This is a genomic window from Sphingobacteriaceae bacterium (assembly GCA_016715905.1).
GTDB lineage: Bacteria > Bacteroidota > Bacteroidia > B-17B0 > Aurantibacillaceae > Aurantibacillus.
In genome coordinates this window covers 1-14,047 of record JADJXI010000004.1, presented here as the reverse complement: position 1 = coordinate 14,047, position 14,047 = coordinate 1, and the positions used below count along the sequence as shown (strand labels likewise).

Sequence of the window (14,047 nt, the reverse complement as noted above, 5' to 3'; positions counted from 1 at the left end):
ATCTATGAAAAATTCAGCTGTATCAAATAAAGGCCCGGTTTCAAACTTTATAGCTAATCATTATAAACATTTTAATGCAGCTGCATTGGTAGATGCTGCAACCGGTTATGAAACTCACCTAACAGAAGGTGGGAAAATGATGGTTACGCTGGCTGGAGCAATGAGCACGGCTGAATTAGGTAAATCTTTGGCCGAAATGATTCGTCAAGGAAAAGTAGATATCATTTCATGTACCGGCGCTAATCTGGAAGAAGATATTATGAATTTAGTGGCTCACAGCCATTACAAAAGAGTGCCTAATTACAGAGATTTATCTCCACAAGATGAATGGGATTTACTGGAAAATCATTACAACCGCGTTACGGATACTTGCATTCCGGAAGAAGAAGCTTTTCGTCGCTTGCAAAAACACATTCATAAGGTATGGAAAGATGCAGACACCAAAGGCGAACGATTTTTTCCTCACGAATTCATGTATAAAATATTAAATAGCGGAGAACTTAAACAGTATTACGAAATCGATCCAAAAGATAGCTGGATGCTTGCTGCAGCAGAAAAAAACTTACCTATTATTGTGCCGGGTTGGGAAGATAGCACCATGGGAAATATTTTCGCTTCTTATGTAATCAAAAACGAAATTAAAGCAAGCACCATGAAATCCGGAATAGAATATATGGCCTGGCTTGCCGATTGGTACGTGAAAAATAGTTCGGGTAAAGGCGTTGGCTTTTTTCAAATTGGCGGTGGCATAGCCGGCGATTTTCCTATTTGTGTTGTCCCGATGTTGTATCAAGACATGGAAATGGAAAACATTCCGTTTTGGTCATACTTTTGCCAAATATCTGACTCTACCACTTCGTACGGTTCTTATTCAGGCGCCGTGCCCAATGAAAAAATTACATGGGGAAAATTAGATATTAATACACCTAAATTTATTGTTGAAAGTGATGCTACTATTGTTGCACCTTTGATTTTTGCCTGGATTTTGGGTTGGTAAAATTTATTAATTCTACTGTATCAGTACTTTTCTTTGAATGGAATTTCCATTCTTAAAGTTTACTCTTACAAAATACATGCCTTTCGGAAAAGTTGAAACATCAACTTTTGCGCTTTCCAAAATCATATTTTCATTCAACACTAATTCACCCTTCATATTATAAATTGAAAACTGTTCAGCCCCCTTACCCGCAAAATTAATTTGCTCCGAAGCCGGATTAGGATAAAAATAATTCAACTCCGAAATTTCTTTTTCCGCTAAGCCAATAGGTTTTAAATTCCAACCTATTTCTTTTAATAAGCCCAGTTCCCATGGACCCGGTATTCTTACCGTATCTCCATTTCCCCAATAATAAGACATAATCGTGTTAGCATACGAATCGTGTATATGCAACAAATCAACGCCCATGGTATAAGTTCCAGCTCCTCCCGATAAACGAATGGGTGTATTAGAATGCGAAGCATTGGCAAATAAGGGTCCGTTAAAATAATGCGCATTGTTTTTTATACTATCGCCAAGTGCCTGCGAATTTTGTGCTGCAATTCCCACTAAAGAACTACCCGATTGTTTAATAATATATTTATCAAAAATAGTTGGAACTCCCTCCTGTCCCTTCCAAGGAAATGAAGGTGTTAACGGAAAAATAACTGATTGTGGCACATTACCAAAAGATCCCAATCCTCCATTCGTTACATATCCATCACTATAAAAACCCAAGCCATGCCCTATTTCATGCATAGCAGTACTGATAAAGTCTTTTTCGGAAATGGAAGGTTTACCGGTACCATAATAATATCCGGATGCCAAATTGAAATAAATATCCATATCATACTCGCCGGAATTTGTTTCAATACCCGCTAATTGATTCGCAAGCGCAGATGGATAAAGCGTATTAGAAACCGGAGCATTCAAAAAATCTTTATCTCCATTAGAAATAGTAATCGCCGAAAACGGCAATAAACCTGAATTAACGGTAAATACATTTACTTTTATTGGCACAGTTATTTGTAAATAATCACTCCATTTCTGCCCGGCAATATTTAAAGCAGTTGTAAATCCTGCAGGAACAGTGCCATTTACCTGAAAAGAAAATGATGCAGGTTGCGCCAAAAGTATATGACCCCAAAAAATCAGACTTGAAATAATTTTATAAATATGCCTCATATGAGTAAAATTAATAATTATAATGTAAATATGAGCCAACCGGTTTGTTCAATCCGATTTTTTTGACAAAATTTGATAGACTAATGAAAATAAGATGCTCTCTTATATATGCCCTATTGTTTTTTAGCGTAATTCTCAAAGCTCAATACACTCGCTTCAAAAAAATAACTACCGATAATGGGCTGCCTAATATTTCTGTAAATGCCATTGCGCAAGATAGAAATGGTTTCATCTGGTTTGGAACAAGCGGAGGATTAGCCAAGTGGGACGGATATAAAATTACTTCTTTTGTGCCCGAAATTGATTCAATTAATGAGGCGGCATTCCATGTTAACTGTCTCTTAGCTACACCCAATGATAAATTATGGGTTGGTTTTTCTGCCGGTGGATTGTTTTGCATCGACCTCAAAACTTACGCTATTAATTACTTCATGCCTGATTCTATAAATGATAATTCCGTATCGAGTGAAGTAATTAAGGAATTAAAATTGATTGATCAAAACAAAATGGCCATCTCCACTTCCGCCGGTTTGGATTTGTTGGATATGAATACTATGCAATTCACTCACTATAGACATGAAGAAGGAAATAAAGCGAGTTTAATGTCTAACAGCATAAGATCAATTGAATTAGACAAAGAAGGACATTTATGGTTATCACACTTTAACAAGGGAATTACTTGTTTGGATTTACAACAAGGTAAAATTAAAGAAATTACCATAGGTAAGGAAAAAGGTCAATTACATACCGGAAGTATACGGGATATGATGATGGACAAAGATGGTTATTTGTGGATTAGTTTATGGCAAGCCGGTATTTGCAGACTAAACGTTAAAACCGGAGAAATAGAAGACAATACTGGCATCGGAACACAAATCCCCGGTCTTGAAAAAGTAAGTTTAGTATTTGATATGTACGAAGACCCAGATGGTAAAATTTGGTTTGCTACGGCCGAAAACGGAATTACTCGATACGATAAAAAAACACTAGATAGAATTAACTTAAAAAACAATCCCGACGACCCTAATTCATTAGGTGATAATACGGCTATGAAAATTTTTATTGACAAATATGGAGTATTGTTTACCGGAACCTGGAGAAATGGCGTGAATTACTTTGACACCAGATCACTATTATTAGGACACTTTAAACATCAATCCGATAATCCTCATTCCCTGCATAGCAATCATATTACCACCATTTGTCAATTAAATAAAGAAGCTGTTTTATTGGGTACCGCTGCCGGTATTTCTAAAATGAATCTGAAAACCCGAACTTTTGAATTATTCGACCCCGTAAAAAACGGAAAAAAACTGGCAACAAACTCAACCGTTACCGACATTAAAAAAGACCAAGATGATAACTTGTGGATTGGCACCAATGGAGGCGGTTTATTCAAATATATAGAGAAAGAAAATCGTTACGTGAATTACATTCAAGCGAATGATAGCAATTCACTAAAGGGAGATACGCCGGATGAAATATTAGTTGACAATGCTCAAAATATTTGGGTTTCCATGATTAAAAACGGCTTATTTATTTTGTACCCAAAGTCCGGAAAATTCAGAAAAGTTAAATTTACCGGGATAAATATTAGTGATAATGATTTGAAAATTTTTCAAATGATAAAAGATTCAAAGGGAAATGTTTGGATTGCAACACAATTTCACGGATTAATCAAGTACAACCCGAAAAGAAATATTTTTAGTCAACCTTTAAATATAGTGAATAAACAAGGCCTAGGCTTGGGAGTTTCGAGTATAGCAATTGATAAAAAAGGAATGTTTTGGCTGGGCACTAGTGAAGGCTTAATCCAATTTAATCCTGAATCAGAAATTTTTGAAAATTATTCAGAGGAAATACCTTATTTAAAAACTGCCGTGTTAGGATTATTGATCGACCTCGATGAAAATCTTTGGCTTGGAACATTAAATGGCATTTGTAAATTCAATCCTAAGCTAAAAAGTTTTTCATTGTATAATGTTTCCGACGGTTTACAAGGAAAAGAATTTTATAGCAATTCAACATCCAAACTTCCAAATGGAAGCTTAATGTTTGGCGGATTAAACGGTTTAAATTATTTTAATCCGGCAGAACTAACAAAAACAAAAGCTGCCCCAACAATTTGCTTTACAGATTTTAGTGTACAAAACAAACCTTTTGCCCTACCTCAACACGTTTCAGTTATAAAAGAAATTAATTTAAGTTACCGCGATTACTTTTTCTCAGTTTCTTTTGTGGCGACTGATTACACCGACCCCAACTTAAACGAGTTTAATTATAAACTCGAAGGCTTTAATAAAGATTGGGTTGAAATTGGTAATGTACACGCCGTAACATTTACGAATCTTGATCCAGGTACTTATCGTCTGTTGGTGAAAGCCGGTAACAGCAATGGCACTTGGGCTGAAGAACCAGCCGAATTGATTATCCATATCGCACCACCTTTTTGGAGAACAAACTGGTTTTACACGTTGTGTATAATCACTATTATAAGTTCTTTTTACGGTTTTATTAAATACAGAGAGAAAAAATTAATTGTTGCTAAAAAAATACTCGAACAAAAAGTGGATGAGCGTACCGAAGAATTAAACGAAGAAAAATTAAAAGTTGAAGAAGCTCATCGGGACATCAAAGACAGCATATTATATGCCCAAAGAATACAGCAAGCTATATTATTTCCTGAACTAGAGTTATTGAACATAGTACCTGAAAGTTTTATTTTTTTCCTTCCTAAAGATATCGTTAGTGGCGATTTTTATTGGATGATTCATGTTCAAGACACACAATTAAATAAAAACATTCTCGCAATCGCTGCTGCTGATTGTACCGGACATGGAGTGCCCGGCGCATTTATGAGCATGCTTAATAATACCTTGCTAAACCAAACGGCATATAACCCCGAAATAAATACCCCTGCAGATGCACTTAATTTTTTAAACCGAGAGTTACCTAAAAATTTAAAATCCACCGATAAAGAAAATTCAATAAAAGACGGAATGGATATTTCATTCTGTTTAATTAATTTTAATACCAATACGCTCTTATTTGCTGGGGCTAATAACCCTTGTTGGATTATCCGTAACGGAAATTTAATTGAATTAAAAGGAACTAAGCAAGCCATCACCGCTTCGGAAGAATATGCTAAAAAAACATTTGCTGATCAAAAATTTGAATTGGAAAAAGGAGATTGCATCTATTTATTTACTGATGGTTTTGCCGATCAATTTGGAGGTCCGAAAGGGAAAAAGTTTAAATATAAAACTTTAGCAAATCTATTATTGCAGAACAATGATAAATCTATAAAAGAGCAAAAACAAAATTTGCAAAAGGCTTTTTACGATTGGAAAGGCGACTTAGAACAAGTAGATGATATTTGTTTGATTGGAATAAGGATATAATTTAGTAAATTGAATAAGTGTTGCTTTTTTGTAAATTAAGTTTTAATTATAGTTTGATATTATTAAGCATAAAGAATTAATGCAAACAACTTCAGTAACTGGAGTGAATTTGGAAAATTTAAAACGAATATTACTTAATTGAAAAGTATAATAAAATATTTTATTTTTTGTCTTGTTGTATTCGGAATTCAACATTCAACATATTATGCGCAAAACAATCAAATTAAACATAATCGTAAAATTGATTCTTTATATAAAATTATAGAAATTACAAAAAATGACACTATAAAGATTGCTACACTTTTACAATTAGGAACTGAAATTTCTTTACAAAATAATGATAGTGCAAGAGCAATATGGCAAAACGCTAAAGATTTATGCATTCAAAAATTAAAACAATGCCAAACGCTGACTAAAATTTGCAGGAAGTATAAAAGTTACTATGCGAGCAGCATAAATAACATCGGAACAGTGTATTACTTACAAGGCGATTTTCAAAAGGCATTGGAGCTTTTTCTTCAAAGCACTGAAATAACAAAACAATTGAATGATAAAAAAACACAATCTTCAATACTAAATAACATTGGTGCAATTTATTTTAATAAACAAGATTTTGATAAAGCTTTAAGTTACTTTAATGAAAGTTTTAATTTAAATAAACAATTAGGCGACACACTTAGTGCTCTTAGTTCATACATTAATATCGGCAACATTTATTCTTCTAAAGGGAATATCAAAAAAGCATTAGATTATTACATTAAATGTCTGAGTTTTGCCGAAAGGAGTAATAACAATAATTATATTTCCAAAGCACTAAACGCAATTTCATACGTTTATAGCCGTAACGGCAATCTTAAAGAAGCTATCGAATACGCTAGTAAATCATTACAAATAAAAGAAAAATTAGGTGATAAAAATGGAATAGCCATGTCACTTTCTCAGTTAGGCCAATGTTATCACGTACACGGCGATCACGAAAAAGCATTGGAATATTATAGAAAAGGTTTGTTGATACGTGAAGAATTAAAACTTAAAGGAGATCTACCATATTCTCATAATAATATTGGTGATATTTTTCATTATATGAATAATTTAGATAGTGCACTCTTTCATTACAAAATTGCGCTTCAATTATTTAAAGAAACCGGTAATATTGCCGGCATGGCTGCGGCAACTAACAATATTGGAACTTTTTACCATGATTCGGGCGATTACTCTAAGGCCTTAAGCTATGGTTTAGAAAGCTTAAAATTATTCGAACAATCAGGAGATAATGCTAATACGGCTACCACATTGCACAATATAGGTAGTGCATATCTTAAAATCGGTAAAGCTTCAAAAGCACTGCAACTCTTTCATAATAGTCTTCAAATCTCCTCTGAATTTGGCTATACAAAAAATATCAAAAAAACCGCCCAGGCATTAAGCGAAATTTATAAAACAAAAGGAAATTATAAACTTTCACTAAAATATTTTGAATTATATATACAAATGAAAGATAGCCTAGAGAATGAATCTATCAGAAAGGCTTCTATCAAATCCCAACTTAAATACGAATATGAAAAACAAGCGGCCGCTGATTCTGTTTCGCACGCAAAAGAAAGTGAAATTAAAAACGCAGAACTCGCCAAACAAAGTGCCGAAATAAAAGCCAAAAAAAATCAACAAGTTGCGTTATTTGGCGGACTTGCCATTGTAATAATATTTGCCTTATTCATGTTCAATCGTTTTAAGGTAACCCAAAAGCAAAAAGCAATCATTGAAAGCCAAAAAGAAGAGGTAGAAAGTCAAAAAGCTTTAGTGGATGAAAAACAAAAGGAAATCCTGGATTCCATTCATTATGCGCGTAAAATTCAAATGGCTCAAATACCAGATGAAAAACAGGTACTTAAACTTCTTAATAAAGTAAAATAATTAGTTTTTTCAACACGCTTATCACCTTTTGGAATTACAAACTCTAATTCGTAAATCTCAATAATTTTGTATCTTCGTCTCCTCATTTCGAGACTATGAACGCAAACCAAGTCAGACAAACATTTTTAGATTTTTTCAGAAGCAAAGGACATCACATTGTGCCCAGTGCTCCTATGGTAGTGAAAGGTGATCCTACCCTCATGTTTAATAATAGCGGTATGGCTCCTTTTAAAGATATTTTCTTAGGGAATTCACCCATTAAATATCCTCGTATTGCCGACACTCAAAAATGTTTACGCGTTAGTGGTAAACACAACGATTTAGAGGAAGTGGGCGTTGATACCTACCATCATACCATGTTTGAAATGTTGGGGAATTGGAGTTTTGGCGACTATTTTAAGAAAGAAGCCATAGCCTGGGCATGGGAACTATTAACTGAAGTTTATAAAATAGATAAAGATCGTTTGTATGTAACCGTTTTTGAAGGAAATGCCGAAGAAGGTTTGGAGTTTGACCAACAAGCTTATGATACCTGGAAACAATTTGTTAGTCCGGAAAGAATTTTAAATGGCAACAAAAAAGATAACTTTTGGGAAATGGGTGATATGGGCCCTTGTGGTCCATGTTCCGAAATTCATTACGATGGCCGACCGGATGAAGAACGTGAAAAGGTTGATGGTGCAACGCTTGTGAATAAAGATCACGATCAGGTAATTGAAATCTGGAACAATGTTTTCATGGAATTTGAACGCAAAGCAAATGGCTCATTGATCAAATTACCCATGCAACATGTGGATACCGGTATGGGATTTGAAAGATTAGTAAGGATTTTACAAAAAAAACAAAGTAATTACGATACCGATGTATTTATGCCTTTAATTTCTAAAATTGAAGAATTAAGCGGACAACGATACAATCCAAAAGAAGAACATTTGCATAAAAATCATCAAATAGCAAATATAGCCATGCGGGTGATTGCCGATCATATCCGTACAATCTCTTTCAGCATATGCGACGGACAATTACCGGGTAATACAGGTGCCGGATATGTAATTCGTCGTATTTTAAGAAGAGCAGTAAGATACGGTTATCAATCTTTAAGTTTAAAAGAACCTTTTTTATATCGCATCGTTCCGGTATTAGCACATCAAATGGGTGAAGCTTTTCCCGAATTAAATACACAGAAACTATTAATTGAAAAAGTAATTAAAGAAGAAGAAACCTCATTTTATAAAACCTTAGAAATAGGTTTAAAAATGATAGATCAGGTTTGTATAGAAACCAATAATGCCGGAACAAAAATAATCGATGGAAAAATTGTATTTGATTTGTATGACACTTTTGGTTTTCCGGTTGACTTAACTTCATTGATAGCAAGAGGATATGGATTGAGTATTGATGAAAAAGGATTTGAGAAATATTTACAGGAACAAAAAAACAGATCAAGAGCCGCCACAGCAGTTGATACCGAAGATTGGATAATTGTAGGAGAAAATAAACACCTTACCGAAAAACAAGAAAAAGAAACTGATTTTGTAGGATTTGAACAATACGAATGCGAAAGTTTTATTTTACGATTCAGAAAAGTAAAAACAAAAAATAAAGAACTATATCACCTCGTTTTAAATAAAACTCCCTTTTATGCAGAAGGTGGGGGACAAATAGGTGACAGCGGAACCTTAGAAAATATTAACGACCGAATTACTATTATTGATACTAAAAAGGAAAACGGAGTAATCATTCATATTTGCGAACAATTACCTGAAAAAATAAGCTCTTCCTTCACGGCAAAATTAAATGCAGAAAAAAGATTATTAACCACAAACAATCATAGCGCAACACACTTACTTCATGCAGCATTACGTAATATTTTAGGAACGCATGTTGAGCAAAAAGGAAGTTTGGTAAATGATGATTATCTACGTTTTGACTTTTCGCACTTTTCAAAAATTAGCGATGAACAATTATCGCAAATTGAGAAAATGGTGAATGCTAAAATACGGGAAAATCACAAAGCCAATATTGAACTATTAGGAATTGAAGAGGCCAAGAAAAAAGGAGCAATGGCTTTATTTGGCGAAAAGTATGGCGATATTGTACGCATGGTTACCATCGATAAAAACTATTCCATTGAACTTTGCGGAGGCTGTCATGTAAATTCAACCGGACAAATTGGTTATTTTAAAATTACTTCGGAATCAGCAGTAGCTGCCGGAATTCGAAGAATTGAAGCCATAACTTCAGAAAAAGCGGAAGAGTTTTTTGATCAGCAAAACGAAATTATTCAGCAGTTGAAAAGCATACTAAAAAACCCGAAAGACCTCATCAAAAGTGTAAGCGCTTTATCAGAAGAAAAAATTGAACTTGAAAAAAAACTAACTGTTTATTTGAAAGAAAAAGCAAATGCAGTTAAAAATCAATTGAAAACCAAAATTGAAAAAAAGGGTGAAATAAATTTTTTAGCGGAACAAATAAAATTTGAAAGTGCTGAGGAAATAAAAAATATTCTTTTTGAATTAAAAAATGAAATTCCAAATTTATTTTGTGTTTTAGCCGCTGATGTAAATGGAAAACCAAGTATTTCAGTGATTATTAATGATAACTTGGTTAAAGAAAAAAATTTGAATGCAGGAAATATTGTAAGAGATTTGGCTAAAGAAATAAATGGCGGCGGTGGTGGACAAGCATTTTATGCGCAAGCCGGAGGGAGCAAGTTAGAAGGTTTAAATGAAGCCATAAAAAAAGCTGAAAAACTGGCAGAGTTGTAGGTTTTCGCATTTAGTACAACATTTAATAAAACTTATCTAATATTTATTTTAAATCGTTTATATTTGAGAAAACTAAAAAAAACAACCTTATGAAATTTAAAACTCTTTTATCCGCTATTTTAATTATGTGCTCAACAATAGCAAGCGCATTCACCGTTAGCTATTACAACAAAGATTCAAAAAAATACACCATGGAAGTTAAATCCAATGGTTCCACTCAAAAAGTAGAATTTTCAGCTTCTACGTCAGGGTCGGCCTCTATTCAAACCAGTGCATCAGAAGTTGAAATAAAAACTTCTTGCGGTTGGGTTAAAGTAAAAAACGGCGCTAAAATAACTATCAAAGATGGTTGTATTAAAATAGAGTAATTCACCAATACTTAAAATAAAAGCCCTGTATATCACAGGGCTTTTTTATTTTGTGATTATTCATAAGTATAAATATTCCTATTTTCAAAACAAGTATCTTTACGCAAAAATATTCTTACATGAAATCAAAAATCTGCATCATCGGTGGAGGTAACTTAGGGAAAGCGTTGGCCGAGGGTTTATTAAATTCGAAATTGTATGCCGGAAAAGACATTACTATTACTCGCAGAAAAATAAATCATTTAAATTACTTAAAAGATAAAGGTTTAAAAATCACCAGTGCTAATGCAAAAGCAGTACAAGATGCCGGAATTGTATTGCTGTGTGTAAAACCTTTTCAATGTAAAGAAATTGTAAAAGAAATTTCGAAGAAAATTAAGGCCGGGCAAATTATTATTTCATTGGTATCAGGCGTTTCAATTAAAGAACTACAAGATTTATTGCCACCTAAAGTGATAATTTTCAGGGCTATGCCTAATACAGCCATGGCCATCAATCAAAGCATGACCTGCATTTCATCGGCCGATTCAAATGAAAATGCGCTGAAAATGGTAAACAAATTATTTAATTCATTGGGCAAAACAATTGTAATTGACGAAAAGTTAATGGATGCTGCCACAATACTGGGTGCTTGTGGTACTGCTTTCGCCATGCGCTACATTCGCGCAAATATTCAAGCTGGTATTGAAATTGGTTTTGATGCGGCAACGGCCAGTTTAATCGCCGCGCAAACCGTGAAAGGTGCGGCCGATTTATTAATTACCAATGGAACACATCCTGAACAGGAAATTGATAAGGTAACAACCCCTATGGGTGTTACTATAACCGGTTTAAATCAAATGGAACATGATGGACTAAGCAGTTCCATCATTAAGGGGATAAATGCTTCTTATAAAAAAATGAAAGGCTAATTACCAATACAAAAATTCATATACCGGCACACCTAACAATCCTCCGGCAACTGCTACATTATTACCGGCCTGCGATAAAAATTTACCGGCTTTCCTGGAATTAACGGCTATTACTTTCATTTTCTTTGACGATTTTTTAGAAGTAGCTGAACGTTTGTTATTCTTTGGCATAGTCTGAAGATTGATTTTCTTAAAACTACAACCTCAGAATCCCAATTCTAAATTTGTTAGCCCTTAAATATTAACAAAACACAGGTTAATAACTAAGTCTTTAAATTTTTTGATTGCTTAATTGTCGAAATAAAATGCAAACTGCTTTGCATAAACGATTTTCTCAATTGCTGTTGAGGGAAATAATTTTTTATCCTGAATTCTATTTCTAATTCCTCAATAGTCAAGCTCAATAAATCTATATTATTGATCCGGCTTTTAAAACGTATGGATATTAAACAATTAATGTACTGTTCAATGCTGGCATTGTAACCCGAAATTAAAAAAAGTAAACTATCCGGAATTTTATCTTCAGGTGTACATAATCTTTTTAATAATTTAAACACGGTTAATCCGGCTAAAGGAGATAATTGTACACGTATAGATTCCCCCGGCCAATTTATTTTTTTGGAACGAGTAATATCATAACCTAATTTACTACAACCGAAAATAATTTTCTTTCCTGATTTTAATAGGTAATTGCTTAATTCAATTAAATCCAAGGTAATTGACTTTTTCTTTCTATAAAAAAACTGAATATTATCTACACACACTAAATCAAAACTACTCAACTGCTCGTAAAACTCCTTTTTTTGCTCCTCTTTAGATTTAGAACGAATTATTTCAGTAAACCATTCAGCCGTGAGATAAATTGCTTTTTTATTTCGTTTCTCCGTTTCTTTTCCACAAGCATTCAGTAAATGGGTAACTCCACTGCCCGATGCGCCGTGAATAACCAGTAAAGATTTATAGGGATTTTTTAAAAAACCATATACGCGCAACAGTTGTGCTTCATTTCCATAAAACTCTTCCAAGGAATATTGAGCGCGGGGTTTGAATATTTCAAAATCTAAATTTTCCAGAAAAACTAAGTTAATTAAAAAAGAATCGTTGAATCGCGGAGATAAGGAGTTAATCTATAATTACTTCTAACTCATTTGAATAAAATTTATTCACTGTTTGCGCATGTATTTTCCTGTAAATTGTGATTCCGCTAATACCTGTCCACTCAAGGCTTTGAGTAATTCGGTTTTTGTTACATTATTGTTAATCGCTAATGAATCCTTCACGGCATAAACTTTAAAATGATAGGTATGAATGCCGTTAGGCGGGCAAGGACCAAAATATTTATTGATGCCCAAACTATTTTTTCCGGTCACACCCGGCGCAGTATTTTCTTCTATTTTATCACATTTGGGTATATTAAATAAAACCCAATGCACAAATTCACCATTGGGCGATTCGGTATCATCCATGATGATGGCGAAAAATTTTGTTTTTTTCGGAATATTTTCAAAAACAATACCCGGACTTATATTTTGGGCATCACAAGTAAATTTAGACTGAATATTATGACCTTCCGCAAAATCAAGGCTCTTGGCAGTAAAAGGTTTTTTAGGAAGAAAAGCAAAAAGAATTCCAATAAACAAATATTTCATAAGCTATGAATTAAAAAGCGAAGCCCAAACAAATACCTATTATTCGATAGCTGCTCATAGGTAATTTTGTTATTTCAAGCGTTGCAGCGCTCGTGCTAACATCAAGCTCTACATTGCCTTTACCGAACTTACCTAAATCATCAAGATGTTCTAAGATATCATTTGTAAGCGCATCTTGTAAAATAGGCTGTCCATCCTTTGCCCAGCCTTCTAATTTTAATTTAGACTTGCCAAAGCCCATTCCTAAAATCCAGATATCAATTGAAAAATTTTTACTTGGCAAAAATTGAGCGCCAATCATCCCACCGATGGTGTACCCTGAATAAGTTCCTTTCATACCAAAATCACGCGTTACACCTCCATTGGTTTGAACATAGTCTGCTTTTAAAGTATAACTTGCATAGCGATAATAAGGTGCAAAATAAAATCCATTTGGGGCTTGTCTTTCCGTTTTTTGACCCGGATAAAAACGATATTCTCCGGTAACTGACCAACCGTCAAATCTGGCATTTTTCCAACCTTGCTCGTTAGATTTTTGGCGGTAATAAAAATTGGGTATTTTTTTAGGGGTAAAGTACGAGAAGGCAACGGCAGCTGACATATTATTATGAAAAGCAAATTCGTATTGGATTGTTGGATTAGTAAGTATTGTGGAAGTTAAATTAAGCTTCACCACATTTCGCGAAGTTGATCTACCTTTTTTATCATCACTTTCACCAAATAAAACCGAAGTAGAATTATTTTTATCAACTATTTTTTTAAAATGCCTCCCATCTTTATTCTTTCCAACCAATATTTGACAACTAATTGAAAAAATAAACGAAAAATAAACAAGTTTTAATTTCATAATAATTAAATCAAAATAAAGATAATAA

The 14,047-nt window shown here is 33.7% G+C and carries 11 protein-coding genes; 6 read left to right on the top strand and 5 right to left on the bottom strand.

Features of this window, described 5'->3' with window-relative positions:
* Nucleotides 1-4 precede the first annotated feature (4 nt).
* Nucleotides 5-997 carry a deoxyhypusine synthase family protein gene (locus IPM51_04340; protein ID MBK9283530.1) on the top strand — a complete coding sequence of 331 codons (993 nt, stop codon included), beginning with the start codon at nucleotides 5-7 and terminating at the stop codon, nucleotides 995-997.
* A gap of 12 nt (nucleotides 998-1,009) precedes the next feature.
* On the opposite strand, the gene IPM51_04335 is transcribed toward IPM51_04340, so the two are convergent.
* On the bottom strand, nucleotides 1,010-2,161 hold the full coding sequence (locus IPM51_04335) for a T9SS type A sorting domain-containing protein (protein MBK9283529.1): 1,152 nt from the start codon (nucleotides 2,159-2,161) through the stop codon (nucleotides 1,010-1,012).
* An 83-nt stretch (nucleotides 2,162-2,244) separates the two neighbouring features.
* Between IPM51_04335 and IPM51_04330 the strand changes: the two genes are divergently transcribed.
* The 5 genes from IPM51_04330 (at nucleotide 2,245) to proC (ending at nucleotide 11,523) form a co-directional block, all read left to right on the top strand.
* Nucleotides 2,245-5,562 carry a SpoIIE family protein phosphatase gene (locus tag IPM51_04330; protein ID MBK9283528.1) on the top strand — a complete coding sequence of 1,106 codons (3,318 nt, stop codon included), beginning with the start codon at nucleotides 2,245-2,247 and terminating at the stop codon, nucleotides 5,560-5,562.
* Nucleotides 5,563-5,700: 138 nt separating this feature from the next.
* Nucleotides 5,701-7,476, top strand: coding sequence for a tetratricopeptide repeat protein (locus IPM51_04325; protein ID MBK9283527.1), 1,776 nt, complete (start codon nucleotides 5,701-5,703; stop codon nucleotides 7,474-7,476).
* Between the two features lie 95 nt (nucleotides 7,477-7,571).
* On the top strand, nucleotides 7,572-10,244 hold the full coding sequence (alaS, locus tag IPM51_04320) for an alanine--tRNA ligase (GenBank protein ID MBK9283526.1): 2,673 nt from the start codon (nucleotides 7,572-7,574) through the stop codon (nucleotides 10,242-10,244).
* A gap of 89 nt (nucleotides 10,245-10,333) precedes the next feature.
* Nucleotides 10,334-10,612 (top strand): hypothetical protein, encoded by a 279-nt coding sequence (locus IPM51_04315; protein ID MBK9283525.1) that lies wholly within the window; start codon nucleotides 10,334-10,336, stop codon nucleotides 10,610-10,612.
* 119 nt (nucleotides 10,613-10,731) lie between these two features.
* Entirely contained in the window at nucleotides 10,732-11,523 is a 792-nt protein-coding gene (gene proC / locus IPM51_04310) for a pyrroline-5-carboxylate reductase (GenBank protein MBK9283524.1), read from the top strand.
* On the opposite strand, the gene IPM51_04305 is transcribed toward proC, so the two are convergent.
* The 4 genes from IPM51_04305 to IPM51_04290 form a co-directional block, all read right to left on the bottom strand.
* Complete coding sequence (locus IPM51_04305; protein ID MBK9283523.1) at nucleotides 11,524-11,694, bottom strand: hypothetical protein; 171 nt, start codon at nucleotides 11,692-11,694, stop codon at nucleotides 11,524-11,526.
* Nucleotides 11,695-11,786: 92 nt separating this feature from the next.
* Nucleotides 11,787-12,548: an ATP-binding protein gene (locus IPM51_04300; protein ID MBK9283522.1), complete on the bottom strand. Its 762-nt coding sequence runs from the start codon at nucleotides 12,546-12,548 to the stop codon at nucleotides 11,787-11,789.
* 138 nt (nucleotides 12,549-12,686) lie between these two features.
* The gene (locus IPM51_04295) at nucleotides 12,687-13,172 is read right to left on the bottom strand and encodes a YbhB/YbcL family Raf kinase inhibitor-like protein (GenBank protein ID MBK9283521.1); all 486 of its coding nucleotides are present in this window, start codon (nucleotides 13,170-13,172) and stop codon (nucleotides 12,687-12,689) included.
* A gap of 10 nt (nucleotides 13,173-13,182) precedes the next feature.
* Nucleotides 13,183-14,019, bottom strand: a complete 837-nt coding sequence (locus tag IPM51_04290) for a DUF3575 domain-containing protein (GenBank protein ID MBK9283520.1) — start codon at nucleotides 14,017-14,019, stop codon at nucleotides 13,183-13,185.
* Nucleotides 14,020-14,047 lie beyond the last annotated feature (28 nt).